The organism is Thauera terpenica 58Eu (assembly GCF_000443165.1).
GTDB classification, from domain to species: Bacteria; Pseudomonadota; Gammaproteobacteria; order Burkholderiales; family Rhodocyclaceae; genus Thauera; species Thauera terpenica.
This window is the reverse complement of the sequence record NZ_ATJV01000050.1, coordinates 16,137-41,420: the sequence shown is the minus strand read 5'-3', so window position 1 is coordinate 41,420 and position 25,284 is coordinate 16,137. Positions and strand designations below refer to the sequence as shown.

The 25,284-nt window shown below is 64.7% G+C and carries 14 protein-coding genes; 12 read left to right on the top strand and 2 right to left on the bottom strand.

Annotated elements, in window-relative coordinates; genetic code table 11:
- The 4 genes from M622_RS29125 (at position 1) to clpB (ending at position 4,837) form a co-directional block, all read left to right on the top strand.
- Entirely contained in the window at positions 1–717 is a 717-nt protein-coding gene (locus M622_RS29125; protein ID WP_021249169.1) for a TIGR04283 family arsenosugar biosynthesis glycosyltransferase, read from the top strand.
- Complete coding sequence (locus M622_RS29120) at positions 714–1,397, top strand: TIGR04282 family arsenosugar biosynthesis glycosyltransferase (protein ID WP_021249168.1); 684 nt, start codon at positions 714–716, stop codon at positions 1,395–1,397. The genes M622_RS29125 and M622_RS29120 overlap by 4 nt, the downstream gene beginning before the upstream one ends.
- Positions 1,394–2,149, top strand: a complete 756-nt coding sequence (locus tag M622_RS29115) for an SDR family oxidoreductase (RefSeq protein ID WP_021249167.1) — start codon at positions 1,394–1,396, stop codon at positions 2,147–2,149. The genes M622_RS29120 and M622_RS29115 overlap by 4 nt, the downstream gene beginning before the upstream one ends.
- A gap of 108 nt (positions 2,150–2,257) precedes the next feature.
- Positions 2,258–4,837: an ATP-dependent chaperone ClpB gene (gene clpB, locus M622_RS29110; RefSeq protein ID WP_021249166.1), complete on the top strand. Its 2,580-nt coding sequence runs from the start codon at positions 2,258–2,260 to the stop codon at positions 4,835–4,837.
- A gap of 76 nt (positions 4,838–4,913) precedes the next feature.
- Here the strand turns inward: clpB and M622_RS29105 are convergent, their stop codons facing one another.
- The gene (locus M622_RS29105; protein ID WP_021249165.1) at positions 4,914–8,192 is read right to left on the bottom strand and encodes an EAL domain-containing protein; all 3,279 of its coding nucleotides are present in this window, start codon (positions 8,190–8,192) and stop codon (positions 4,914–4,916) included.
- A gap of 189 nt (positions 8,193–8,381) precedes the next feature.
- On the opposite strand from M622_RS29105, the gene M622_RS29100 reads away from it, so the two are divergent.
- A complete protein-coding gene (locus M622_RS29100; RefSeq protein ID WP_021249164.1) occupies positions 8,382–10,277 on the top strand; it encodes a SurA N-terminal domain-containing protein in 1,896 nt (631 codons plus the stop codon).
- 173 nt (positions 10,278–10,450) lie between these two features.
- On the opposite strand, the gene M622_RS29095 is transcribed toward M622_RS29100, so the two are convergent.
- Entirely contained in the window at positions 10,451–11,245 is a 795-nt protein-coding gene (locus M622_RS29095; protein ID WP_021249163.1) for an enoyl-ACP reductase FabI, read from the bottom strand.
- 351 nt (positions 11,246–11,596) lie between these two features.
- On the opposite strand from M622_RS29095, the gene M622_RS29090 reads away from it, so the two are divergent.
- The 7 genes from M622_RS29090 to M622_RS29060 all read left to right on the top strand — a co-directional run bounded on the left by M622_RS29090 (position 11,597) and on the right by M622_RS29060 (position 25,247).
- On the top strand, positions 11,597–13,735 hold the full coding sequence (locus M622_RS29090; protein WP_245543056.1) for an ABC transporter substrate-binding protein: 2,139 nt from the start codon (positions 11,597–11,599) through the stop codon (positions 13,733–13,735).
- On the top strand, positions 13,735–14,712 hold the full coding sequence (locus M622_RS29085) for an ABC transporter permease (RefSeq protein WP_021249161.1): 978 nt from the start codon (positions 13,735–13,737) through the stop codon (positions 14,710–14,712). Before M622_RS29090 ends, M622_RS29085 begins: the two co-directional genes overlap by 1 nt.
- A gap of 8 nt (positions 14,713–14,720) precedes the next feature.
- The gene (locus M622_RS29080) at positions 14,721–16,169 is read left to right on the top strand and encodes an ABC transporter permease (RefSeq protein WP_021249160.1); all 1,449 of its coding nucleotides are present in this window, start codon (positions 14,721–14,723) and stop codon (positions 16,167–16,169) included.
- 427 nt (positions 16,170–16,596) lie between these two features.
- Complete coding sequence (locus tag M622_RS29075) at positions 16,597–18,174, top strand: protein adenylyltransferase SelO (protein ID WP_021249159.1); 1,578 nt, start codon at positions 16,597–16,599, stop codon at positions 18,172–18,174.
- Between the two features lie 270 nt (positions 18,175–18,444).
- The gene (locus M622_RS29070; protein WP_021249158.1) at positions 18,445–19,719 is read left to right on the top strand and encodes an MFS transporter; all 1,275 of its coding nucleotides are present in this window, start codon (positions 18,445–18,447) and stop codon (positions 19,717–19,719) included.
- A gap of 27 nt (positions 19,720–19,746) precedes the next feature.
- Positions 19,747–21,402 carry an MFS transporter gene (locus M622_RS29065; RefSeq protein WP_021249157.1) on the top strand — a complete coding sequence of 552 codons (1,656 nt, stop codon included), beginning with the start codon at positions 19,747–19,749 and terminating at the stop codon, positions 21,400–21,402.
- Positions 21,403–21,491: 89 nt separating this feature from the next.
- The gene (locus M622_RS29060) at positions 21,492–25,247 is read left to right on the top strand and encodes a nitrate reductase subunit alpha (protein ID WP_021249156.1); all 3,756 of its coding nucleotides are present in this window, start codon (positions 21,492–21,494) and stop codon (positions 25,245–25,247) included.
- Positions 25,248–25,284: the final 37 nt, after the last annotated feature.

Here is a 25,284-nt window from a genome sequence, read left to right as displayed (position 1 = left end):
ATGCATCAGGAGGCCGCCGCCGCAGCGCGCTGCCCCGGCACGCCGGCGCTGTCCATCGTGGTGCCGATGCTCAACGAGGCCGCAAATCTGCCTGCGCTGATCGCGCATCTGTCGATCTGGCGTGCGCGTGCGTGCGAGGTCGTGCTGGTCGACGGCGGCAGCGACGATGGTAGCGTGGAGCTGGCGCGTGCGGCCGGGCTGCGGGTCATCGACAGCGCGCGCGGGCGGGCGCTGCAGATGAACGCCGGCGCGGCCCTCTGTGGTGGCGAGATCCTGCTGTTTCTGCACGCTGACACCCGCCTGCCCGACGCTGCCGACGTCGCCGTATGCCACGCGCTGGCGAGTCCCGCGCGCCACTGGGGGCGCTTCGATGTGCGTATCGAGGGCAGGCCGGCGATGCTGCGTGTGGTGGCGGCGGCGATGAACCTGCGCTCGCGCCTGAGCGGCATTGCCACCGGCGATCAGGCCATCTTCGTGCGCCGTGCGCTGTTCGAGGCCGTCGGCGGCTTTCCTGAGCTGGCGCTGATGGAGGACATCGCCTTGAGTGCGCGGCTGCGCAGGCAGTGGCGCCCGGTCTGTCTGCGACAGCGGGTGCGCACCTGCGGCAGACGCTGGGAGCAGCGTGGCGTATGGCGCACCATCGTGCTGATGTGGCGCCTGCGCTGGGCGTACTGGCGTGGTGTGCCCGCCGAGCGTCTGGCCGAGGCCTACAAATGAATGGACTGCGTAATGGACTGTGCATCGTCGTGTTCGCCAAGGCGCCGCTCCCCGGCGAGGTCAAAACCCGGCTCATTCCGGTGCTGGGGGCTCGAGCCGCGGCGGCGCTTGCGCGGCGCATGCTGCATGAGACGTTGGCGCAGGCTGTGGCAGCGGATTGTGCCCGCGTCGAGCTGTGCGCCAGCCCCGCGCCTGGCAGCGCGGCCTGGGCCGGCGTGGAGATCGCCCCGGCGGTGGGCTGGACGGAGCAGGGCGAGGGTGACCTGGGTGCGCGCATGGCGCGCGCGGCGCAGCGTGTGCTTGCGGCGGGAGACGCCGTGGTGCTGATCGGCACCGATTGCCCTGCGCTGGATGCAGGCGTGCTGAGGCAGGCTGCGGCCGCCTTGCGCAGCAGCGATGCGGTGATGGTGCCCAGCGCTGATGGCGGCTATGCCCTGCTGGGGCTGCGGCGCTTTCATCCCAGCCTGTTCGAGGGCATCGTGTGGAGCACCCCCAGCGTCGCCGCCGTGACCCGCGCTCGACTGGCGGCGCTGGGATGGGCCACGCAGCTGCTCGCCCCGCTGCATGATATCGACGAAGCCGCCGACCTGTGCTGGCTGCCCGCAGCCTGGGGCGATTTCAGTGCGCGTGGAACCCGTTCCCCAGGGATTGATGAAGACAAGGAGGCAAGCGAGCGATGATCAAGGCAATCGTGACCGGCCATAGCCGGGGTCTGGGCGAGGCGCTGGCGGCGGCGCTGCTGCAGCGTGGAGTCGCCGTGCTGGGGCTGAGCCGACAGGGTAATGCGGCTCTGGCGGCGCGCCATGGCGGCGCACTCAGTGAGCTCGCGCTCGATCTGGGTGAGGGCGGGGGGGCGGCGCTGGTGAGCTGGCTTGACAGCGGCGCGCTGGCGCGCTGGCTCGATGGGGGCGAGGGCACGGAGGCCGCCATCCTGGTGAACAATGCCGGCACGCTGGCGCCTATGGGCTTGCTCGGCATGCACGGCGCGCGCGAGATCGCGCAGGGCGTGATGCTCAACCTGAGCGCACCATTGATGTTGAGCGACGCCTTCTGCCGCGCCACCTGCGACTTGTCCGACCGTCGCATCCTGCATGTGTCCAGCGGCGCTGCGCGCACCCCCTACCCCGGCTGGAGCGTGTATTGCGCCACCAAGGCCGCGCTCGACCACCATGCGCGCGCGGTCGCGGCAGAAGCCCATCCTGGCCTGCGCATTGCCAGTGTGGCGCCCGGGGTGCTCGATACGGCGATGCAGGCCGAGATCCGCTCCAGCAGCGTGCAGCGCTTTCCGCAGCGTGCGCGGTTTGATGAGCTCTACCGCCACGGCGGCCTGAGCGCGCCCGAGCACGCTGGCGCGCGTCTGGTGGACTACCTGCTCGGTGAGCACTTTGGCAGCGCGACAACGACCGATCTGCGCGATTTGCCCGTGTCCTGAGTCCCATCGGGCTTGCAGGGCTGCGGTGCTTGACGTGTGCCCCCTCTTGAAGCAGGGACAATGCACCCCACATAGTGTTCAGTCCAACATTCCCCGAGGAGACGGTCCATGCGTTTCGACAAGCTCACCACCAAATTCCAGCAGGCCTTGCAGGACGCGCAGAGCATTGCGCTGGGCAATGACCAGCAGTTCATCGAGGCGCTGCATCTGCTCCAGGCCCTGCTCGAGCAGGACGACGGCGGCACCGTGTCCCTGCTGCAGCGCGCCGGCGTGAACGTGCCGCCGCTCAAGGTGGCCGTGGGCCGGGCCATCGAGCGCCTGCCCAAGGTCGAGGGTCACGGTGGCGAGGTCAGCATCGGCCGCGACCTGAGCAACCTGCTCAATGTCACCGATCGCGAGGCGCAAAAGCGCGGTGACCAGTTCATCGCCAGCGAGATCTTCCTGCTCGCGCTGACCGAGGACAAGGGCGAAGCCGGCCGCCTGATGAAGGAGCACGGCCTTGCGCGCAAGGCGCTGGAGGCGGCGATCGAAATGGTGCGCGGTGGTGCGGGCGTGAGCAGCCAGGACGCCGAAGGCCAGCGCGAGTCGCTGAACAAATACTGCATGGATCTCACCGAGCGCGCACGCAGCGGCAAGCTCGATCCGGTGATCGGGCGCGACGACGAGATTCGTCGTGCGATGCAGATCCTGCAGCGTCGCACCAAGAACAATCCGGTGCTGATCGGTGAGCCGGGGGTGGGCAAGACCGCCATCGTCGAAGGCCTCGCCCAGCGCATCGTCAATGGCGAGGTGCCCGAGACCCTGAAGGGCAAGCGCGTGCTCTCGCTCGATATGGCCGCCCTGCTCGCAGGGGCGAAGTACCGCGGCGAGTTCGAGGAGCGCCTGAAGGCGGTGCTCAAGGAGCTCGCGCAGGAGGAGGGGCAGGTCATCCTCTTCATCGACGAGCTCCACACCATGGTGGGCGCCGGCAAGGCCGAAGGCGCGATGGACGCGGGCAACATGCTCAAGCCCGCGCTCGCTCGCGGTGAGCTGCACTGCGTCGGCGCCACCACCCTGGACGAATACCGCAAGTACATCGAGAAGGACGCCGCGCTCGAGCGCCGCTTCCAGAAGGTGATGGTCGAGGAGCCGACGATGGAGGCGACCATCGCCATCCTGCGTGGCCTGCAGGAAAAGTACGAGATCCACCACGGCGTGGAGATCACCGACCCGGCCATCGTCGCCGCCGCTGAGTTGTCCAGCCGCTACATCACCGATCGCTTCCTGCCCGACAAGGCCATCGACCTCATCGACGAGGCGGCCGCGCGCATCAAGATGGAGATCGACTCCAAGCCCGAGGTCATGGACAGGCTTGACCGCCGTGTGATCCAGCTCAAGATCGAGCGCGAGGCGGTGATCAAGGAAAAGGATGAGGCCTCGCAGAAGCGGCTGACGCTGATCGAGGAAGAGCTCGCCAAGCTCCAGCGCGAATACAACGACCTCGAGGAAATCTGGAAGAGCGAGAAGTCGCGTGCTGCGGGTTCGGCCCACATCAAGGAAGAGATCGACCACATGCGTGCGCAGATGGCCGACTTCCAGCGCAAGGGTCAGCTCGACAAGGTCGCCGAGTTGCAATACGGCAAGCTGCCGCAACTCGAGGCGCAGTTGAAGATGGCGGAGCAGGCGGGTGAGAACGGTGCACCCAACAAGCTGCTGCGGACCCGGGTCGGTGCCGAGGAAATCGCCGAGGTGGTGTCGCGTGCCACCGGCATCCCGGTGAGCAAGATGATGCAGGGCGAGCGCGAGAAGCTGCTGCAGATGGAGGACAAGCTGCACGAGCGCGTGGTCGGTCAGGACGAGGCCGTGCGCCTGGTGGCGGACGCGATCCGCCGTTCGCGCGCCGGGCTGTCGGACGAGAACCGCCCCTATGGCTCCTTCCTCTTCCTCGGGCCCACCGGCGTGGGCAAGACCGAGCTGTGCAAGGCGCTGGCGAGCTTCCTGTTCGACTCGGAAGACCACCTGATCCGTATCGACATGAGCGAGTTCATGGAGAAGCACTCGGTCGCGCGTTTGATCGGCGCGCCTCCGGGCTATGTCGGTTACGAGGAGGGCGGCTACCTGACCGAACAGGTGCGGCGCAAGCCCTACAGCGTGATCCTCTTCGACGAGGTCGAGAAGGCCCATCCGGACGTGTTCAACGTGCTGCTGCAGGTGCTCGATGATGGACGCATGACCGATGGTCAGGGGCGCACGGTGGACTTCAAGAATACCGTGATCGTGATGACCTCCAACCTTGGCAGCCAGATGATCCAGACCATGGCCGGGGATGACTACGGGGTGATCAAGCTGGCGGTGATGGCGGAGGTGAAGACCTACTTCCGTCCCGAGTTCGTCAACCGCATCGACGAAATGGTGGTGTTCCACTCGCTCGACGAGAAGCACATTGCCGGTATCGCGAAGATCCAGTTGCGCTACCTGGAGAAGCGTCTGGCGCGGCTGGAGATGGGGCTGGAGGTCAGCGACGCGGCGCTCGCCGAGCTGGCGGAGGCCGGCTTCGACCCGGTGTTCGGTGCGCGCCCGCTCAAGCGCGCGATCCAGGATCGCATCGAGAACCCGCTATCGAAGGCCATCCTCAAAGGTGAGTTCGGTCCAAAGGATGTGATCCGGGTCGATGTGCGCGCGCACGAGCTGGTGTTCGCACGCGCCTGATCAGCACGCCAGGCCTGCGCCGGGCCGCTGTCAGGGCGCGGTGCAGGTCTGGCGTGGAAGGCGCTTGCGGTCCTGTTCAGGACTTGTTCGCGCCCCGCACCCAGCTTGTGAAGCTTGCGGCGTCCAGTGGTCTGGAGAACAGATAGCCTTGCATCAGGGTGCACTTGCGCTCGGTAAGGAAGGCGCGCTGCGCGGCGGTCTCCACACCCTCGGCCACCACCTCCATGCCGAGGTCATGGGCCAGTGACAGTGCGGCGGAGACGACGGCGGCATCTTCCGTGTTACCCGGCAGATCGGTGACGAAGGAGCGGTCGATCTTGATCCGCGACAGCGGCAGGCGCTTGAGGTAGGCAAGGCAGGAGTAGCCCGTGCCAAAGTCATCGAGCGCCAGCGTCAGGCCCAGATCCACCAGCTTCTGCAGGCGCGCGGACAGGACCGGACCCGGCTGCATGAGGGCGCTCTCGGTGATCTCGAGTTCGATTGCGGTCGGATCGGCGCCGGTCTCGGCGAGGATGGACTGTACCGTTTCCGGGAAGCTCTCGCGCTGGAACTGGATCGCGGAGATGTTGATTGCGAGTGTCAGCCCGCCCAGGCCCTGGTTGCGCCATTCGGCCTGCTGCCGACAGGCCTCACGCAGCACCCAGTCCCCGATCGGCACGATCATCCCGGAGTCTTCAGCGACCGGGATGAAGGTGTCGGGCGCCACCATGCCGCGCTGCGGGTGATGCCAGCGCAGTAGCGCCTCACAGCCCACCACCTGCCCGGAGGCGGTGTCGATCTGTGCCTGATAGTGCAGGCTGAGCTGATTGCCGCCCAGCGCGCGGCGCAGGGCGCTCTCCAGTTGCAGGCGCTCGTTTGCACGCTGGTTCATTTCCGCTACGAAGAACTGGAAATTGTTGCGCCCGGCTGCTTTGGCACCGTACATGGCGGTGTCGGCATGCTTGAGCAAGATATCGATCGTGTTGCCGTCTTCCGGGTAGGTGGCGATGCCGATGCTGACCGAGGGCCGCAGCTCGTGCTCGTCGATGCGCACCGGTTCGCCCAGCACCTCCAGCATCTTCTGCGCCGCGACGGCGCCGTCCTCGGCGTGATCCAGGCGCGGCAGGAGCGCGACGAACTCGTCGCCGCCGAGCCGTGCCAGGCGGTCGCTGCCGCGCAGGCAGGCGCTCAGCCGACGCGCGACCGAGGCCAGCAGGCGATCACCAACAGGGTGGCCGAGCGAGTCATTGATGGTCTTGAAGTTGTCGAGATCGAGAAACAGCACGGCCATGCGATCGCCATGACGCTCGGCGGCAGCCAGGGCCTCCCGTGCGTGCTTGATCCATGCCGTGCGGTTGGGCAAGCCGGTCAAGGTGTCGAAGTGAGCCAGAAACTGGATGTGAGCATCAGCTTCGCGTGCCTCGGTCACGTCCTGCACCGTACCGCGCAGGCGTAAAAGGGTGCCCTCATGCCACTCGCTCTCGATCTGGAAGTGCACGATGTGCGCGGGTGTTGTATCGGTGTGGCAGTCCAGGCTGGCCTGGCCAGGCGCGAGCGACAACTGATCAAGACGCGACTGCAGCAGCGGTCGGTCTTCGGCGCGGATGCTGGCGAGGATGTCGCCCAGGGAGGTGAGCCTGCGCTCATCGCAATCGAGCAACTGATGGAGCTCGCGTGAGCAATGCAGACCACGGCGTCCGTCGCGCGTCTCCCAGCTCCCCATTCGAGCGATGCGCATCGCCTGCGCCAGCGCTTGTTGTTTCTCGCGCAGGGACGCGGTGGTGGTCTGCAGTTCGCGCGTGCGGCGTTCCACCAGCGCGGCAATGCGGCGCGTATTTCCGGTCGTGATGAGCAAGAAGGCCCCGAGCAGGCCGACACCGAACAGCCCGGTTGCGACCGTGGTCCAGGCCGCCCAGCTGCGCTGCGACTGGATATAGGCGGCGGTGGCACGCAGGCGCAGTTGCCAGGGGCGGCTGGCAAAGGGGAGGTCGATCCTTTGCGTGATGCCCTCGGCCAGCCAGTCGTCCAGCTCGCAGCCTGCCGGGCCACTCAGCCGCGCGCGCGCTGGATCGGCCTTCAGGTCGACGAGGCAGAGCTCGATGCCGGCGGCGGTGGCATCGCTGCGAGCGGCGGCCAGCGCCTCATCCATACGAAACGCCGTGGAGATGATGCCGGCCTCCGGGAACTGGGCTTGCGGGTCGCTGCTCTCCACCGCCAGATACACCACCACACCACTCTGGCTGTCCGTCTCCTGTACGAGGCGAAACGGCGCAGCCGCAACCGGCAGGCGGCTGAGTCGGGTCTCGTCTATGGCTTCCACCGCGGGCGCGAGGGAGAGTGGGTTGACGCCGAGTGCGCGCAGGTTGGCTTCGAGCGGTTCAATATAGGTGATGGGTAGGTACTCGGCGCTTGCGCGTGCGGGATAGACCCTACCGTCCAGGCTGCGGTCGACGATGTGGAAGTCAGGCTGTCCGCTTGCGCGCAGTGCGCGCTCGAATTCGTCCCGGTTTGCGTGGTGAATGAGGGGGTTCCAGGTGAAGTTCTGCGTGCCAGGGTAGCGTTTGAGCCATGGTGCGACAAAGCTGTGGAATTCCGCCCGTGTCACTTCCTCGCTGGCCACCATCAGGCCCTTGATTGCCAGCACGGTGTCGAGTTGGGCATCGAGCCGTTTGCTGATCAGGCTCGCAATATGCCCGGTGTCGCGTTTGAATTGCCCCTCCACGCGCATCTCCTCCCACGCGATGACGCGGTGAAAGGCGAAGATGAGGATGGTTAGTGCGAGCGCGAGTGGAACAGCCACGCCTATGCGGCGTCCGCGCCAGTCCTTGGCAGGTTGGCCAAAGAACACGAACATCAAGGGCGCGGCAGCGATGATGCCGAGGCTGTCTCCCAGCCACCAGTTCCACCAGTTGAAGGTCCAGTTATTGGCCGACAGGACGCCGAGTGAGCTCAGGATGGGGGTCGCGATCGAGGCTGCGATGAGGGCGCTGAGCGGGGCCACCACCATGATGAAGCGCACGATGGGGCCGGGGGCATCAAGCCGATTCGGGAAGCCGATCAAGCGCTGTGCCAGCCAGGCTCCCGCAATCGCCTGTATGGTGGAGGCGCTGGCCAGCATGCAGACAAGAACAGGTGACAGCTGTGCGGTGCCAATCGTGAGGCTTGCCAGAACATGAACGATCAGCGAGCCGGCGAACACGGCGGGCCAGACGCGGAGTCCGAAGATCAGCACTGCGGACAAGGCCACGCCCGCAGCGGGAAATGCGGGCGAGGCGTAGCCTGGCGGCACTGCCAGTTTGAGCGATAGCCAACCCAGCGCGGCGTAGCCAAGAGTGAGCGAGATCAGAAGCGTCAGGTAGCGGGCAGCAATCCTCATTTGCATTGGCGGAGTATACCGGGTGAAAACTCCTCACATTGGGGACTTTCGAAGCCCTGTTGTGCAGGACGGCAGATTTTGCGTCGAATGCGCTAAACTGCCGCGCTGACAAGCGAGCGCGGCCGCCGCCCCTGTGCGATGTCGCGCTTCGTCGTGTTCAATCCCCCCAGGCTTCCTACGGAAATCCAGATGCTCGAGGCTGTTCGCAGCAACAAGCGCATTGCGCAAATCATTTTGGCGATCCTCATCGTGCCGTTCGCATTCTTCGGCATGGACTCGTACTTCAAGGATGCGCCCGGTGGCAATGAAGTTGCCACCGTCGCCGGCTCGTCGATCGGCGTCACCGAGTTCGAAGAGGCGCTGCGTGACCAGCAGGACCGACTGCGTGCAGCAGCGGGTGGCCAGATCGATCGTGCCGTGCTCGAATCCGAGCAGCTGCGGCGCTCGGTGCTGGACAACCTGATCAATCGCCGGGTGCTGGCGATCTATGCCGCGGAGAATCGCTTCACGGTGACTCCGCAGGAGCTGCAGGCAAGCATCGCTGCGGTGTCGGCCTTTCAGGAAGATGGCCGTTTTTCACTGCAGCGCTATGAAACCATGCTGCGCGCGCAAGGCATGTCGCCCGCCATGTTTGAGTCGCGTCTGGCACAGGATGTGCGAATTCAGCAGCTTTCGCTGGCGGTGGGCGACGCCGGATTCGTGCCTGCCGCCGCTGTGCGCCGCTTTCTGGCCGCGCAGCTCGAAGAACGCACGGTCAGCGAGTTGCGTCTGTCCGGCGCACAACTTGCTGCCGACCTGAGCCTCAGCGACGAAGAGATCGGCGCCTACTACACGGCCAATGCTGCGCGTTTCCAGCGCCCCGCGCGGGTGCAAGCGCAGTACGTCGTGTTTGACCGCGAGGCGGTGGAGAAGCAGGTTGCGGTCAGCGACGAGCAGGTGCGGGCCTTCTACGAGGGCAACCCGGATCGATTCGGTGTTGCCGAGGAGCGCGAGGCGCGTCATATCCTGCTGCCGCTGGCGGCCGATGCCGGACAGGCCGAGGTCGATCGTGTGATGGCTGAGGCGAATGCGCTGGTGGCGCAGCTTCGTGCCGATCCTTCCAGCTTTGCTGCCGTCGCGAAGGCAAAGTCGCAGGACAGTGGCACTGCTGCGCGCGGCGGTGACCTGGGTTTCTTCGGCCGTGGGATGTTGACCGGCGCCTTCGAGGACGCTGCGTTCTCGCAGCAGAAGGATGCGATCGGAGAACCGGTGCGCAGCGACTTCGGCGTGCACATCATTCAGGTCACCGCGATCAAGGCCGCATCAAAGCAGGAATTCAGCGCGGTCAAGGACGAGATCGCCGGCGAATTGCGCACGCAGGCGGCAGGCCGCTTGTTTGCCGAGCAGGCCGAGCAGTTCGCCAACATGGTGTACGAGCAGGCAGACAGCCTGGAGCCAGTGGCCAGGGAGCTGGGCCTGGAGCTTCGCAGCACGGACTGGATCGCGCGTGCGGACGGTCGCGTGGGCGAGTACAGCAATGAGCGCTTGCTCAATGCGCTGTTCTCCGATGACGCAATCAAGAGCGCGCGCAACACCGAGGCGGTGGAGGTGGCGTCCAATGTGCTGGTGTCGGCGCGGGTGAAGGCGTTCGAGCCCGCCGTGCAGCTGCCGCTCGACGAAGTCCGGGCGCAGATCGTGGCTGAGCTGCGACGCGAGGCGGGCGCAGCGCGCGCCAGCGAGCAGGGCAGCGCCATGCTGGCCGCGCTGACCAAGGGCGAGACGGTCGCGGCCAGCTTTGGCGGGCAACGTGAATTGCTGCGTTCAGCGCCTGGTCTGCCTGCGGCTGCGATGCAAGCGGTTTTCTCCGCTTCGGTGGCGACCCTGCCAGCCTATGTGGGCCTGAGCGAGGGGCAAGGCGATTACCTCATCTACCGCATCGACGCGGTCGAGCGTCCGCAGATCGCCGATGATGATGCGCGTCTGAAGGGCGTCAGCGAGCAGTACGGCCAGCTTCTGGCCGAGCGCGATTTCGCTGCCTTCATCGCCGACTTGCGCCAGCGCTACGAGGTTGAGGTCAAGCTCGCACCCGTCCAGGCGCAGCAGTAAGCTCGGTGAGCTTCCTCGCGGGCCGGCCCGTGGCTCGCCCGTACGCGGTGCCGTGAAACACAAGCGGCGATCAGAAACCCCCCAGGCGAAGTTTCCGGCTGGGGGGTTTTTCAATGCAGGTGTGCGCTGGCGCTGGCTCGTGTGCGGCGGTTCGTCCGCCCTCAATCCCGCCTTCAGTCCATTGGCGCGGGGTTGCCAAGGGCGGTGATGTTGAAGCCTGCATCGACGTAAAGGGTCTCGCCGGTGATGCCGCTGGCAAGGTCGGAGCACATGAAGGCGGCCGCATTGCCGACTTCCTCGATGGTGATGTTGCGACGCAGCGGCGCGTTGTGCTCGTTGAATGCGAGCAGCTTGCCGAAGCTGCCTATGCCGGCGGCCGCCAGGGTCTTGATCGGCCCTGCGGAGATGGCATTGGCGCGTGTCCCTTCCGGGCCGAGGCTGACCGCCAGGTAGCGCACCGACGCCTCCAGGCTGGCCTTGGCCAGGCCCATGATGTTGTAGTTGGGCATGGTGCGCTCGGCACCCAGGTAGGACAGCGTCAGCAGGGCGCCGTTACGCCCTTTCATCATCGGCCGCGCGGCCTTGGCAAGCGCGGGAAAGCTGTAGGCGCTGACCTCCTGAGAGATGCGAAAGGCGTCGCGTGTGAGGCCGTCGAGGAAATCGCCGTCGAGCGCATCGCTTGGCGCATAGGCGATCGAATGCACAAGTGCGTCCAGCCCGTCCCAGTGCTGGCCGAGCTCATCGAACAAGGCCGTGATCTGTCGGTCATCCTGGACATCGAGCGGAAACAGCAGTGTGCTGCTGAACTCGCTTGCCAGCTTTGCCACACGCTCGAGGAAGCGCTCGTTCTGGTAAGTGAACGCGAGCTCGGCGCCTTCGCGATGCATGGCCTTGGCAATGCCGTATGCAATCGAGCGGTTGCTCAGCAGACCAGTGATCAGGATTCGCTTGCCGACGAGAAAGCCCATTGATCCAACTCCGAGTAACAAGCGCAGGATTATAGCCAAAAGCCTGGCGGGCACTGTGGTCTTCTGAGCCTTGCATTATGGATGTTGCAGAGCAACAGTGCGCAGCCACACGACGCGGAAAGCGCCGGGCTTGTCTGCGCATCGAGTCCGTGCGCTGTGATCGCGGTCAAAACCTGCCAGAATCGCGGCTGCTCCTGAATGGTCTTTGTGTCCAGATTGCCTGTGTCTCCTCCTCTTTCCGCTTGCATCACCGCTTTGTCTTCCTTGCGGCCTGTCCTTGGCAGGGTGCTGGCCGTGGCCTGCGCCGGGCTGTTGTACGCTTGCGCAACCGAGCTCAACGACCCCTACCCGATGGCCGAGCGCGGGCAGAACATCTTTTACGGCGCATTCACCGAGCGCCCCAAACATCTGGACCCGGTTCAATCCTATAGCGAGGACGAGGCCAGCTTCCTGTATCAGATCGTCGAGCCACCGCTGCAGTATCACTACCTCAAGCGCCCCTATGTGCTGGAGCCGGCCACCGCGCTCGAGATGCCGCGCGTGCGCCGCTATGGCCGCGACGGACGCGAGCTGCGGGCCGACGCCGACCCCGCCGCGGTGACGCAGACGGTGGTGGAGATCCGCATCCGGCCGGGCATCCTGTATCAACCCCATCCCGCATTTGCACGAAAGGAAGACGGTTCGCCGCGCTACCTGGGGTTGAGCGCGGACGATCTGCGCGCTGTGCGTGGCCTGGGAGATTTTGCCGACAGCGGCACGCGTGAGTTGCTGGCGGCCGACTATGTGCACCAGATCAAGCGTCTCGCCCATCCGCGCCTGCATTCGCCCATCTTCGAGCTCATGGCGGAGTACATTCCCGGGCTCAAGACCTTGCACGCGCAACTGCTGGCGGCGCAGCAGGCAGCAAGCGCGGACGGTGGCGCCGAGCTCGATCTTGAGCGCTTCGAGCTGCCCGGGGTCGAGGTCATCGACCGTTTCAGCTATCGCATCACCTTGCAGGGGGCCTACCCACAGTTCCTGTACTGGCTGTCGATGCCCTTCTTCAGCCCGGTGCCGCCCGAGGTCGATCGCTTCTTTGCCCAGCCTGGCATGGCCGAGCGCAACCTGACGCTGGATTGGTGGCCGATCGGCACCGGACCCTACATGCTGGTCGAGAACAATCCGAACGCGCGCATGGTGCTGGCGCGCAACCCGAATTACCGTGGCGATGCTTATCCATGCGAGGGCGAGGCCGGTGACACCGAGGCCGGGCTGCTGGCCGACTGCGGCCAGCCCATGCCCTTCATCGACCGCCTGGTGTTTTCACGCGAGCGCGAAGGCATTCCCTACTGGAACAAGTTCCTGCAAGGTTATTACGACGCCTCCGGAGTGTCCTCGGACAACTTCGACCAGGCGGTGAGCTTGAGCAGTCAGGGTGAGGTGGCCCTGTCCGAGGACATGGAGGCTAAGGGCATTCGCCTGCTGACCTCGATCTCACCCTCGATCTTCTACCTCGGCTTCAACATGCTCGATCCGGTGCTGGGTGGCGGGCCGAGCAAGGCGGAGAAGGACAAGGCGCGCAAGCTGCGCCAGGCGATCTCGATCGCACTCGACATGGAAGAGTTCGTGTCGATCTTTCTCAATGGTCGCGGCCTGCCGGGCATGAGCCCGATACCGCCGGGCATCTTCGGCGCCCACGAGGGGCGCGCCGGCATCAATCCGGTGGTCTACGAATGGCGGGGTGGCGAAACGGCCGCGGGTGGTCATGCGCAGCGCCGCAGCCGGGATGAGGCGGCGCGTCTGCTTGCCGAGGCGGGCTGGCCCAATGGGCGCAATGCCCAGACTGGCGAGCCGCTCGTCATCAACCTTGACACCACGCCGGGCGGTCTGGGCGACAAGGCGCGCTCGGACTGGCTGGCCAAGCAGTTCCGGGCGCTGGGTGTGCAGTTCGTGGTGCGCCCGACGGATTTCAATCGTTTCCAGGACAAGATCCGCCAGGGCAATGCGCAGCTGTTCTTCTTTGGCTGGAACGCCGATTACCCCGACCCGGAGAACCTGCTCTTCCTGCTCCATGGCCCACAAGGCAAGGTGAAGTTCAACGGCCAGAACGCAGCCAATTACGCCAATCCGGAGTACGACCGCTTGTTCGAACGCATGAAGGCCATGCCTGACGGTGCTGCCCGCCAGCAGATCATCGATCGCATGGTGGCGATGCTGCAACAGGACGCGCCGTGGATCTTTGCCTTCCACCCCAAGGCCTATTCCCTCCAGCACGGCTGGGTGCTGAACCGCAAGCCGGGCTCCATGGTGCGCAACAACATGAAGTATCAACGTCTCGACATTGCGCGCCGGGCTGAAGCGCGTGCGGCATGGAACGAGCCCGTGCTGTGGCCCTTGGCGCTGGTGGCGCTGCTGATCGCGGGCCTGATCGCGCCGGCGCTTCTGCACTGGCGGCGGCGCGAACGCGCGACGGCGGCTGCGGGAGTGGGCGAGAGCGGAGGCCGAAGCTGATGTTCGCCTATCTGATTCGCCGCGCGATGTATGCGATCCCCATCCTGATCGGGGTCAACTTGCTGACCTTCGTGCTGTTCTTCGTGGTCAACTCGCCTGACGACGTGGCGCGCATGCAAATCGGTGTCAAGCGCGCCACGCCCGAGGCGATCGAGCGCTGGAAGCTCGAGCGTGGCTACGACAAGCCCATGTTCATCAACACCGAGGCCACCGGCAGCGCACGTTTCAGCGAGACCATCTTCTTCGACAAGTCGCTGCGCATGTTTGCGCTGGACTTCGGTCGGGCTGATGACGGCCGCGACATTGGCCAGGAAATCCGCGACCGCATGGGGCCCTCGCTGGCGATCGCCTTGCCGACTTTCATCCTCAGTCTGGGCGTGTCGATCAGCTTCGCCCTGCTGCTGGTGTTCTTTCGCGCCACCTATCTCGATTTCTGGGGGGTGGTGCTGTGCGTGGCGATGATGTCGATCTCCAGCCTGTTCTACATCATTGGTGGGCAGTGGCTGGTGTCCAAGCTGTGGGCGCTGGTGCCGATCTCGGGTTACGCCTCGGGTCTGGATGCGGGCCGCTTCCTCATCCTGCCGGTGATGATCAGCGTTCTCGCCGGCATTGGTTCAAGTGCGCGCTGGTATCGCACGATCTTTCTCGAGGAAATATCCAAGGACTATGTGCGCACCGCACGCGCCAAGGGTCTGTCCGAGCTCGCGGTGCTGTTCCGCCACGTGCTGCGCAACGCGTTGATCCCCATCCTCACCGGTGTGGTGGTGGTGATCCCGCTCTTGTTCATGGGCAGCTTGCTGGTGGAGTCCTTCTTCGCCATTCCCGGTCTGGGTAGCTACACCATCGACGCCATCAATGCGCAGGACTTCGCCGTGGTGCGCGCGATGGTCTTCATCGGCTCGGTGCTCTACATCATCGGCCTGATCCTCACCGACCTCTCCTACACCCTGGTCGATCCGCGGGTGAGTCTGCAATGAGCGCCGCGATGAGCTTCCAGCCCGTGCTGCTGTGGACCGATCTGCTGCTGTTCCTGCTGTTGGGCAGCGCCGTGCTCGCGACCCTGCATGTGCGCGCCAACCCGCCTCTGCGTGAGGCCTGGCGACGGGTTGGCAAACGCCCGACGGGCATGGCGGCGGCCACGATCCTGCTGGCTTTCGTCGCCGTGGGCGTGCTCGACAGCCTGCACTTCCGGCCATTGTTGCCTGCGTTTGAAGCCAGCAGCGCCGATGTCACGCCCAGCGGTGCTGCCGAGGCGGCAGCAGCAGAGGCCATGTATTCGACCGAAGTGCTGTCGCTGCTGGACCATCTGCTCGCCCCCTTGCGCCTGCACACCGAGAAGACTTACTCCGCCCCATTTGCGGCGCAGCTCTTCCAGCGTGAGGCGATGGAGTTGCCCGATGGTCGTCAGCTTCGAGGCTACCCCCGCCTTGTCCACGGCGCCGCGCACCTGCAGCAGCCTGAGTCCGAGCAGGCAGCCGATATCGCGCAGCGTCTGGCGCGTGCGGCCGGGCAGGCCTTGCTTGCCTGGCTGGTGATCTTCGCCGTGCTCGCGAGCCTCGTCTGGCGCGGAAGTGGCCTGCGCTGGGGCGAGATTGCACGCGCCATGCTGAGCGCGCGCACGGTGCTGGCATGGCGCGCGGCCTTGCTGACCCTGGGCGCGGTCGTGCTCATCGTGGCGATATGCCTGGAGCTTGCGCCGCTGTATCACGTGTTCGGCACCGACAAGGTGGGGCAGGATGTGCTCTACCTGTCGCTCAAGAGCGTGCGCACCGCACTGGTGATCGGCACCATCACGACCTTGGTGATGATGCCTTTCGCCGTTGCGCTGGGGATTGCCGCGGGCTATCTGGGCGGCTGGGTGGATGACGCCGTGCAGTACCTGTACACCGTGCTCAATGCGATTCCAGGCGTGCTGCTGATTGCTGCCGCGGTGTTGATGATGCAGGTGGTGATCGACACCAACCCGCAGTGGTTCGATACCGCCGCCGAGCGCTCCGACGCGCGTCTGCTGGCGCTGTGTTTCATTCTCGGCATCACGAGCTGGACCGGGCTGGCGCGGCTGTTGCGCGGTGAGACGCTGAAGCTGCGAGAGTTGGACTATGTGCAGGCGGCGCGGGCGTTCGGGGTGAAGACGCCGGCCATCCTGCGTCGGCACATCCTGCCCAATGTGATGCATCTGGTGATGATTGCGCTGGTGATGGATTTCTCCGGCTTGGTGCTGGCAGAGGCGGTGCTGTCCTACGTGGGTATCGGGGTGGATCCGACCACGATCAGCTTTGGCACGATGATCAACATGGCGCGCGCCGAACTTGCGCGCGAGCCCATGGTCTGGTGGTCACTGGCTGCGGCGTTTGCTTTCATGTTCGTGCTGGTGCTGGCGGCGAATCTGTTTGCAGACGTGGTGCGGGACGCATTCGATCCAAGGCGTTCATGAGGGTAGAGTCCGAAGCACAAACTTGATCCGAACTTCGTCTGCGGCAAGGGCCGGAGCAGACAAGACAGCCTCGCAGTCTTTTTGGCAGTTTTTTACTCGACGTGCACGAGCAAGGCTGACCGGAGTGTGGGGTGTTTCTGAAGCGGGCGAGGACTGTCTGAGCCCGAAGGGCGAGTTCCGCAGCCCGCGGAAGAAATACCCCGCGATCCGGTCAAGTCACCCCTGCCGTCCAACATGTGGTTTTGCCGGACCTTAACGCTTTTTGAAAATCGCGCCTCCGGTGCAACCTTGACAGCTGCGCGGGGTGTCTGTGTCCGCTGCTGCGGAACTCGCCCTGCGGGCTCAGACAGTCCTCGCAGCTCCCCCAGACACCCCACACAGCTGTCAGCTTGGTTGCGCGCTTGACGGACAGGGAAAACGAAAATTCATGAAAAATCTACAGTTCGATAACCGTTTTGTTCGCGAGCTTCCGGCTGATCCTGAAACTGGCCGGCAGGTACGTCAGGTGCATGGCGCGTGCTATTCACGCGTCGAGCCGACGCCGGTGCGTGCGCCCAAACTGCTGGCGTGGTCGGCCGAGGTGGCGGAGTTGCTCGGCTTCAACGAGGCGGACATGCTCGATCCGCGCTTTGCCGAAGTGTTTGGCGGCAATGCCTTGCTGCCGGGCATGGAGCCTTATGCCGCGTGTTACGGCGGGCACCAGTTCGGCAACTGGGCAGGGCAACTGGGTGACGGGCGTGCGATCACCCTGGGCGAATCGATCAACGCGCAAGGACAACGCTGGGAACTGCAGCTCAAGGGCGCGGGCCCCACACCGTATTCACGCCGCGCCGACGGGCGTGCCGTGCTGCGCTCGTCGATTCGCGAATTCATCTGCAGTGAAGCGATGCATCACCTTGGCGTGCCCACCACCCGTGCACTCAGCCTGGTGGGCACCGGCGAGCAGGTGGTGCGCGACATGTTCTACGACGGCCACGCTCGCCCCGAACCGGGCGCGATCGTTTGTCGTGTGGCGCCGTCCTTCATCCGTTTCGGCAACTTCGAGATTTTTGCCGCGCGCGGCGAAGAACCGCTGTTGCAGCAACTCATCGATTTCACCATTGACCGCGACTTCCCCGAACTCGTGCTGGCCGAGCCCGACCCCGCCCAGCGCCACATCCGCTGGTTTGAAGAAGTCTGCCGCCGCAGCGCGGTGATGGTGGCGCACTGGATGCGGGTCGGTTTCGTGCATGGGGTGATGAACACCGACAACATGTCCATCCTCGGACTCACCATCGACTATGGCCCCTACGGCTGGGTCGACAACTACGATCCCGACTGGACGCCCAACACCACCGACGCGTCAGGCCGCCGCTACCGCTTCGGCAACCAGCCCCACATCGCGCACTGGAACCTGTGGCAACTGGCCAACGCGATCTATCCGGTCGTGCAGGACAGCGCAGCGCTTGAACGCGGCCTGGCCATTTACGCGCAGACTCAGGAGGCCGAGTACCAGCGCATGATGCAGGCCAAGCTCGGGCTGGCGCAGTGGCGGCCGGGAGAGGCGGGTGATGACGCGCTGTTGACCCGCTTGCTGGGGCTCCTGACGGCGGGAGAGGTCGACATGACGCTCTTCTTCCGGCGACTGGCGGACATCGATCCCGCTGCGCCAACGCTGGATCCGCTTGAGGACGTGTTCTATGACCCGGCGCGGCGTGCTGCGGTGGAGCCCGAGCTGCTGGGCTGGCTCAGGGAGCATGGGGCCAGGGTTTGCGCCGAAGGCTTGCCGGCCGGAGCGCGCCGAGCCGGGATGAACCGCACCAACCCGCTCTACGTTGCGCGCAACTACCTCGCCCAGCAGGCCATTGATGCGGCCGAGGCGGGCGATCTGTCCGAGCTCCAGGCCTTGCACGACGTTCTTCGCCGCCCCTACGACGCGCAGCCCGGCTGCGAGCGTTTTGCCGCACGGCGGCCAGAGTGGGCGCGCAATCGCGCCGGTTGCTCCATGCTTTCCTGCAGCTCCTGAGGCGCTGCAGGTCTTTTTTCACCGTGCCGCGCTGATGTCGGGCAGGTGCAGCCCAGCCTGTTGGTGACGCCTGCTGACTGCAGATGAGGCCGGTCTGGCGCAGCTGATGCCGAATCCTTTTCTCCTGCCAATAGTTCCAAAGTACTAGCCTGTTTTGCCAGCCCATGGCCTGCCGCCTATGCTTTTGGCGAATGGTGCGCGGCGCCCGTCCTCCTTATCCTGATCGTCGAAAGTGTGACTGTGCAGGATCTTTCGAGGATTCAGGGCAAGATGGCTTCACGCAAATTCCAGCAATTGTCAGTGCTCGTCATGAGCACCGCGGCGTTCACCATGTGCTTTGCGGCATGGATGCTGTTTGCCGTGATCGGTATCCCGATCAAGGAAATTCTGGCGCTGAACGAAACCCAGTTCGGTCTGCTGGCGGCCACGCCGGTGCTCACCGGTTCGTTGGTCCGGCTGCCGCTGGGCATGCTCACCGACCGCTACGGTGGGCGCATCGTGTTCTTCGTGTTGATGCTGTGCACGGTGCTGCCGATCTGGATGATCGGGGAGGCCACGGCGTACTGGCAGTTCCTGGTCGCGGGGTTGTTCGTGGGGTTTGCCGGGGGCTCGTTCTCGGTGGGTATTGCCTACTGCGCGCGCTGGTTCGAGCGCTCGAACCAGGGCTTTGCGATGGGGGTGTTCGGCGCCGGCAACTCGGGTGCGGCGATGACCAAGTTCATTGCGCCCACGCTGGTGGTGATGTTCGGCTGGCAGATGGTGCCGCAGGTGTATGCCGCGGCGATGCTGATCACCGCGCTGGCGTTCTGGTTCTTCACCTATGAAGACCCCACGCACCGGGTTCATTCCTCGATCACCTTCCGCGACCAGCTCCGTGTGCTGAAGGACCCTCGGGTGTGGAAGTACTGCCAGTACTACTCGATCGTGTTCGGTGGCTATGTCGGGCTGTCGCTGTGGATGACCAAGTACTACGTCAATGAGTTCGGCATGGGTCTGCAGACGGCGGCGCTGCTGGCGGCCTGTTTCTCCTTGCCGGGCGGCGTGCTGCGCGCGGTCGGCGGCTGGCTGTCCGATCGCTACGGTGCGCACAAGGTCACCTGGTGGGTGATGTGGGTGTCGTGGGTGTGTCTGTTCCTGCTCTCCTATCCGCACACCGAATTCACCGTGCGCACGGTCGACGGCCCGCGCACCTTCAGCATTCACCTCAACGTGTGGACCTTCACCACGCTGATGTTCATCGTCGGCGTGGCCTGGGCCTTCGGCAAGGCCTCGGTGTTCAAGTACATCTCGAACGAGTTTCCGGAAGAGATCGGCGCGGTGTCGGGCATCGTCGGCCTGGTGGGCGGCCTGGGTGGCTTCTTGCTGCCGATCATGTTCGGTGCGCTGCTCGACCTGACCGGGGTGCGCTCGAGTGCCTTCATGCTGCTCTACGGCGTCACCTGGGTGTCGCTGATCTGGATGTACCTGACCGAAGTACGCCGCACTGATCTGCTCGACGGCCACGAGGTCGGCGCACGCACAGACGCAGGTTCGGCCAAGGCCTGATTCACACGACAACGAGGAGTCGGTTTCATGCAAGCAGCAAAGACCGTGGCGCCCAGCCCGACGATCACCAGCAGCGTCGATATCGTCGACTGGCGCCCGGAAGACCCCACGTTCTGGAAAGACCAGGGCGCGCGCATCGCCAACCGCAACCTGTGGATCTCCATCCCCAGCCTGCTGTGCGGCTTCGCCGTGTGGCTGATGTGGGGGATCATCACGGTGCAGATGGCCAACGCGGGCTTTCCCTTCGCCCCCGACCAGCTCTTCTCGCTGGCCGCGATCGCCGGCCTGGCGGGTGCGACGACGCGCATCCCGGCCTCCTTCTTCATCCGCATCTGCGGCGGACGCAACACGGTGTGGCTGACCACCGCGCTGCTGATGATCCCGGCTGCGGGCACCGGCATCGCGCTGCAGAGCCTCGAGACGCCGCTGTGGGTGTTCCAGCTCATGGCGCTGCTGTCGGGCATCGGTGGGGGCAACTTCGCCTGCTCGATGGCCAACATCTCCACCTTCTTCCCCAAGCGCCTGCAGGGTACCGCGCTGGGTCTCAATGCCGGGTTGGGCAACTTTGGCGTCACTACTTCGCAGCTGCTGATCCCGGCGGTGATGACCGTTGGCCTGTTCGGTGCGCTCGGCGGCGACGCCATCCCGCTCGTCAAGGACTCGGCCACGCTGATCGGCAAGATCGCCGCTGGCACGCCGACTTTCGTGCAGAACGCCGGTTTCGTGTGGCTGCTGCTGCTGCTGCCACTGGCGGTGATCGGCTGGTTCGGCATGAACAACCTGCTCACCGTGTCACCCAGCATCGGTTCGACCCGCGCGGCACTGGGCAAGATCATCCTGTTCTATGGCATCGCCCTGGTGGTGTCGGCGATCGGCCTCTACCTCTATCTGCCCAGCGGGCTCGGCGTGCTGTCGGGCAACGGCATGTGGATCGTGCTGGCGCTGGTGATCTTCGGCACGCTGTACGGCATGAAGTTCGCCGCCAGCGGCGAGATGAAGGCCAGCCTGAACAAGCAGTTCGGGATCTTCCGCAACAAGCACACCTGGTCGATGACCGCACTCTATGTGGTCACCTTCGGCTCCTTCATCGGCTTCTCGATGGCGCTGCCGCTGTCGATCACGGTGATCTTCGGCAACACCCACGTGTTCGACACGGCCGCCCAGGCCTGGGTGCATACGAAGAACCCGAACGCCCCGTCGGCGCTGATGTACGCCTGGATCGGCCCCTTCGTCGGCGCCCTGATCCGCCCGGTGGGGGGCTGGATCTCGGACAAGCTGGGTGGATCGATCGTCACCCAGTGGATCTCGATCGTGCTCGTGATCGCCTCCACGGCGACCGGCTACGTGATGTTGCTGGCCTACAAGTCGGCCACGCCCGAAGATTACTTCTTCGTGTTCATGGCGCTGTTCGTGCTGTTGTTTGCTGCCTCGGGTATCGGCAACGGCTCGACCTTCCGCACCGTTGGTTTCGTGTTCGACAAGGATGAGCGCGGCCCCGTGCTGGGCTGGACCTCGGCGGTCGCCGCCTATGGTTCGTTCATTGCGCCGGTGGTGATCGGCGGCCAGATCAAGGCCGGCACGCCCGAGAACGCGATGTACGGCTTTGCGGTGTTCTACGCCCTGTGCGTGGTCCTGAACTGGTGGTTCTACCTGCGCAAGGGCGCTTACATCAAGAACCCCTGATTCCCACTCGGCCTACGGATTTCCCCTTTTAACCAGACTTTTACCGATCGCGCTTGACGAACGAAGCGACGACTTGACAGGAGCAAACCATGAGTCATTTTCTCGATCGCCTGAGATTCTTCGATAAGGTCAAGGAAACCTTCTCGAACGGGCACGGCATCGTCACCAACGAGGACCGCAACTGGGAGGATGCTTACCGCAACCGGTGGCGTCACGACAAGGTGGTGCGATCCACCCACGGTGTTAACTGCACGGGCGGCTGTTCGTGGAGGATCTTCGTCAAGAACGGCCTGGTCTCGTTCGAGATGCAGCAGACCGACTACCCGCGCACCCGCGAGGATCTGCCGAACCACGAGCCGCGCGGCTGTCAGCGGGGTGCCTCGTTCTCGTGGTACCTGTATTCGCCGCACCGCATCAAGTACCCGATGATTCGTGGCCGCCTGCTCGAGCTCTACCGCGCCGAGCGCAAGGCTGGTCGTGATCCGGTTGAAGCCTGGGAGGCGATCCAGAAGGATCCAGCCAAGCGCAAGCGCTATGTGGCAGTGCGTGGCCTGGGTGGTTTCGTGCGCACGAATTGGGAAGAGGTCACGGAAATCATCGCCGCGGCCAACGTCTATACGATCAAGAAGTGGGGTCCGGACCGCATCTATGGCTTCTCGCCGATTCCGGCGATGTCGATGATCTCGTATGCGGCGGGCTCGCGCTATCTGTCGCTGATCGGCGGCGTCTGTGGCTCGTTCTACGACTGGTACTGCGATCTGCCGGCTGCTTCGCCGCAGACCTGGGGTGAGCAGACCGACGTGCCGGAAGCGGCTGACTGGTACAACTCGACCTATCTGATCATCACCGGCGCCAACCTGCCGATGACGCGTACGCCGGACGCCCACTTTGCCACTGAGGTGCGTTACAAGGGCACGAAGATCGTGTCGATGGCGCCGGACTATGCCGAGTACGTCAAATTTGCCGATCTGTGGATGCCGGTCAAGCAGGGCACCGACGCCGCGGCCTTCCTTGCCATGGGCCATGTCGCGCTGAAGGAATTCTTCATCGACCGGCAGGACCCGTACTTCACCGAGTACGCGCGCAAGTACACCGACCTGCCGATGCAGGTGCTGCTGCGCCAGCACGGCGAAGGCTACGTCTCCGACCGCAACCTGCGTGCCTCCGACTTCGACAGCAACCTTGGCGAAGCCAACAACCCCGAGTGGAAGACCATCGTCTTTGATCGCAAGAGCGGTCGCTTCATCGCGCCCAACGGCACGATCGGTTTCCGCTGGGGTGAGGAGGGCAAATGGAACCTGCTCGAGCAGGCCGGCGAAGCGCAGGCCGAGACCGAGGCGGAGTTGACCTGCATCGACAGTCGTGACGAAGTCGTCTCCGTCGGCTTCCCGCACTTCGTGCCCGGTGAGAAGGCGCTGCTGTACCGCAATGTGCCGGTGCGTCGCCTGAAGCTCGCCAGCGGCGAAGAGGTGTTCGTGACCTCGGTGTTCGACATGCAGATCGCGCAGTACGGCATCGACCGTGGTCTCGGTGGCGGCAACGTGGCGAAGTCCTACGACGACGCCAGCGTCGCCTACACCCCGGCCTGGGCTGCGAAGCAGACCGGTGTGAAGGCGGCCGACCTTGAGCGTACGGGCCGCGAGTTTGCCGACAACGCCTCCAAGACCCGTGGCAAGTCGATGGTGATCATGGGGGCGGCGATCAACCACTGGTACCACAACGACCTCGCCTACCGCGCGATCATGAACCTGCTGCACATGTGCGGCTGTGTCGGTCAGACCGGCGGCGGCTGGGCGCACTACGTGGGTCAGGAAAAGCTGCGTCCGCAGGCGGGCTGGGCACCGATCGCCTTCGCGCTTGACTGGCAGCGTCCGCCGCGTCACATGAACTCGACCTCGTTCTGGTATTTCCATACCGACCAGTGGCGCTACGAGACCATCGACGCCGACGCGCTGTTGTCGCCGGCCGGGCCCAACCGCAACAAGGGCCTGTCGCTTGCCGACTATAACGTCAAGGCAACACGCATGGGCTGGCTGCCGTCGGCACCGCACTTCAACCGCAACCCGATCGAGCTCGCCGAGGAAGCCGCCCGTGCAGGCGCGACGGACGAGGCGGGGGTGTCGAAGTACGTGGTCGACCAGCTCAAGTCGGGAGCGCTCGATGTGTCCTTTGCCGACCCGGACGCCGAGGAAAACTGGCCGCGCAACCTGATCGTGTGGCGCGCGAACCTGATCGGCTCATCGGCCAAGGGGCACGAGTACTTCCTCAAGCACCTGCTGGGTGCGCAGAACGGTGTGATGCAGGAAGGCGGCGCCGGCAACAACTGCAAGGAGGTCAAGTGGCACGAGAACGGCCCGACCGGCAAGCTCGACCTGATGGTGGATATCAACTTCCGCCTCAACTCGACCGGCGCCTATTCGGACATCATCCTGCCGACCGCGACCTGGTACGAGAAGAACGACCTCAACACCACCGACATGCACCCCTTCATCCACCCGCTGGGTGAGGCGGTGACCCCAGGCTGGGAGTCGAAGTCCGACTGGCAGATCTTCCGCACCCTGGCGGCGGCATTCAGCAGTCTCTCGGCCAAGCACCTGGGCGTGCGCAAGGACGTCGTCGCACTGCCGATGCAGCACGACTCGCCGACGGAACTGGCCACCCCGATGGGTGTGGGCAAGGACTGGAAGCACGGCGAGTGCGAGCCGATTCCGGGCAAGACGATGCCGATGCTCAAGCTCGTCGAGCGCGATTTCGCCCAGACCTACAACAAGTACATCGCGCTTGGCCCGCTCATGGTTGAGCTGGGGAACAACATCAAGGGCATCGACTGGGATACCACCCAGGAGTACGAAGAGCTCAAGAAGTGCAACTACCCGGTGCAGGTCGAAGGTGTCTCCAAGGGCATGCCCTCACTCGAGGAGGACATCTACGTCTGTGACTCGGTGATGCGCATGGCGCCGGAGACCAACGGCGAGGTGGCGCACAAGTCGTGGAGCGCGCTGTCGAAGAAGACCGGCATCGACCACCACCATCTTTACGCCGGCCGTCACGAGGAGAAGATCACCTTCCGCGACATCGTCGCCCAGCCGCGCAAGATCATCACTGCGCCGACCTGGTCCGGCATCGAGTCGGAGACCGTGTCCTACACCGCGGGCTATACCAACATCCACGAGCACATCCCGTTCCGCACCCTGACCGGTCGTGCTCACTTCTACCAGGATCACGAGTGGTTCCTCGACTTTGGTGAGGGTTTCTGCGCCTACAAGCCGCCGATCGACCTGAAGGCACACGAGAACGTGCCCGACAGCGTGAGGAAGAAGCCGCACCTGACCTTGTCGTGGATCACGCCGCACTCGAAGTGGGGCATCCACTCCAGCTACCAGGACAACCTGCGCATGCTGAATCTGTTCCGTGGCGGCCCCTACGTCTGGCTGTCGGAGGAAGAGGCTGCGACCATCGGCATTCGCGACAACGACTGGGTCGAGGCGATCAACGCCAACGGCGCCACCGTGTGTCGTGCGGTGGTGTCGCAGCGCGTGCCGCGAGGCATGGCGCTGATGTACCACGCCCAGGAGAAGAACGTGAACGTGCCCGGCTCGAACACCACCGGCAAGCGTGGCGGCATCCTGAACTCGGTTACCCGCGTCATCGTCAAGCCCACCAACATGGTCGGCGGCTATGCGCAGCTGGCTTACAGCTTCAACTACTACGGCACCGTGGGGTGTCAGCGCGACGAAGTGGTGGTGATCCACAAGATCGAGGATCAGGACATCGACTGGCTGGAGCGTCCGCTGACACCGGAGCGCGAGGCTGCCCTCAACCCGCCAGGCATCGGCCCGCGCTGAGCGGCAGCTGACGAACGAGGGGCGCAAGCGGACGCAG

What these genes read in the sequence shown, in the direction of transcription:
- M622_RS29125 (WP_021249169.1), top strand. Translation starts at nt 1, where the DNA reads ATGCATCAGGAGGCCGCCGCCGCAGCGCGCTGCCCCGGCACGCCGGCG.
- M622_RS29120 (WP_021249168.1), top strand. Translation starts at nt 714, where the DNA reads ATGAATGGACTGCGTAATGGACTGTGCATCGTCGTGTTCGCCAAGGCG.
- M622_RS29115 (WP_021249167.1), top strand. Translation starts at nt 1,394, where the DNA reads ATGATCAAGGCAATCGTGACCGGCCATAGCCGGGGTCTGGGCGAGGCG.
- clpB (WP_021249166.1), top strand. Translation starts at nt 2,258, where the DNA reads ATGCGTTTCGACAAGCTCACCACCAAATTCCAGCAGGCCTTGCAGGAC.
- M622_RS29105 (WP_021249165.1), bottom strand. Translation starts at nt 8,192, where the DNA reads ATGAGGATTGCTGCCCGCTACCTGACGCTTCTGATCTCGCTCACTCTT.
- M622_RS29100 (WP_021249164.1), top strand. Translation starts at nt 8,382, where the DNA reads ATGCTCGAGGCTGTTCGCAGCAACAAGCGCATTGCGCAAATCATTTTG.
- M622_RS29095 (WP_021249163.1), bottom strand. Translation starts at nt 11,245, where the DNA reads ATGGGCTTTCTCGTCGGCAAGCGAATCCTGATCACTGGTCTGCTGAGC.
- M622_RS29090 (WP_245543056.1), top strand. Translation starts at nt 11,597, where the DNA reads ATGGCCGAGCGCGGGCAGAACATCTTTTACGGCGCATTCACCGAGCGC.
- M622_RS29085 (WP_021249161.1), top strand. Translation starts at nt 13,735, where the DNA reads ATGTTCGCCTATCTGATTCGCCGCGCGATGTATGCGATCCCCATCCTG.
- M622_RS29080 (WP_021249160.1), top strand. Translation starts at nt 14,721, where the DNA reads ATGAGCTTCCAGCCCGTGCTGCTGTGGACCGATCTGCTGCTGTTCCTG.
- M622_RS29075 (WP_021249159.1), top strand. Translation starts at nt 16,597, where the DNA reads ATGAAAAATCTACAGTTCGATAACCGTTTTGTTCGCGAGCTTCCGGCT.
- M622_RS29070 (WP_021249158.1), top strand. Translation starts at nt 18,445, where the DNA reads ATGGCTTCACGCAAATTCCAGCAATTGTCAGTGCTCGTCATGAGCACC.
- M622_RS29065 (WP_021249157.1), top strand. Translation starts at nt 19,747, where the DNA reads ATGCAAGCAGCAAAGACCGTGGCGCCCAGCCCGACGATCACCAGCAGC.
- M622_RS29060 (WP_021249156.1), top strand. Translation starts at nt 21,492, where the DNA reads ATGAGTCATTTTCTCGATCGCCTGAGATTCTTCGATAAGGTCAAGGAA.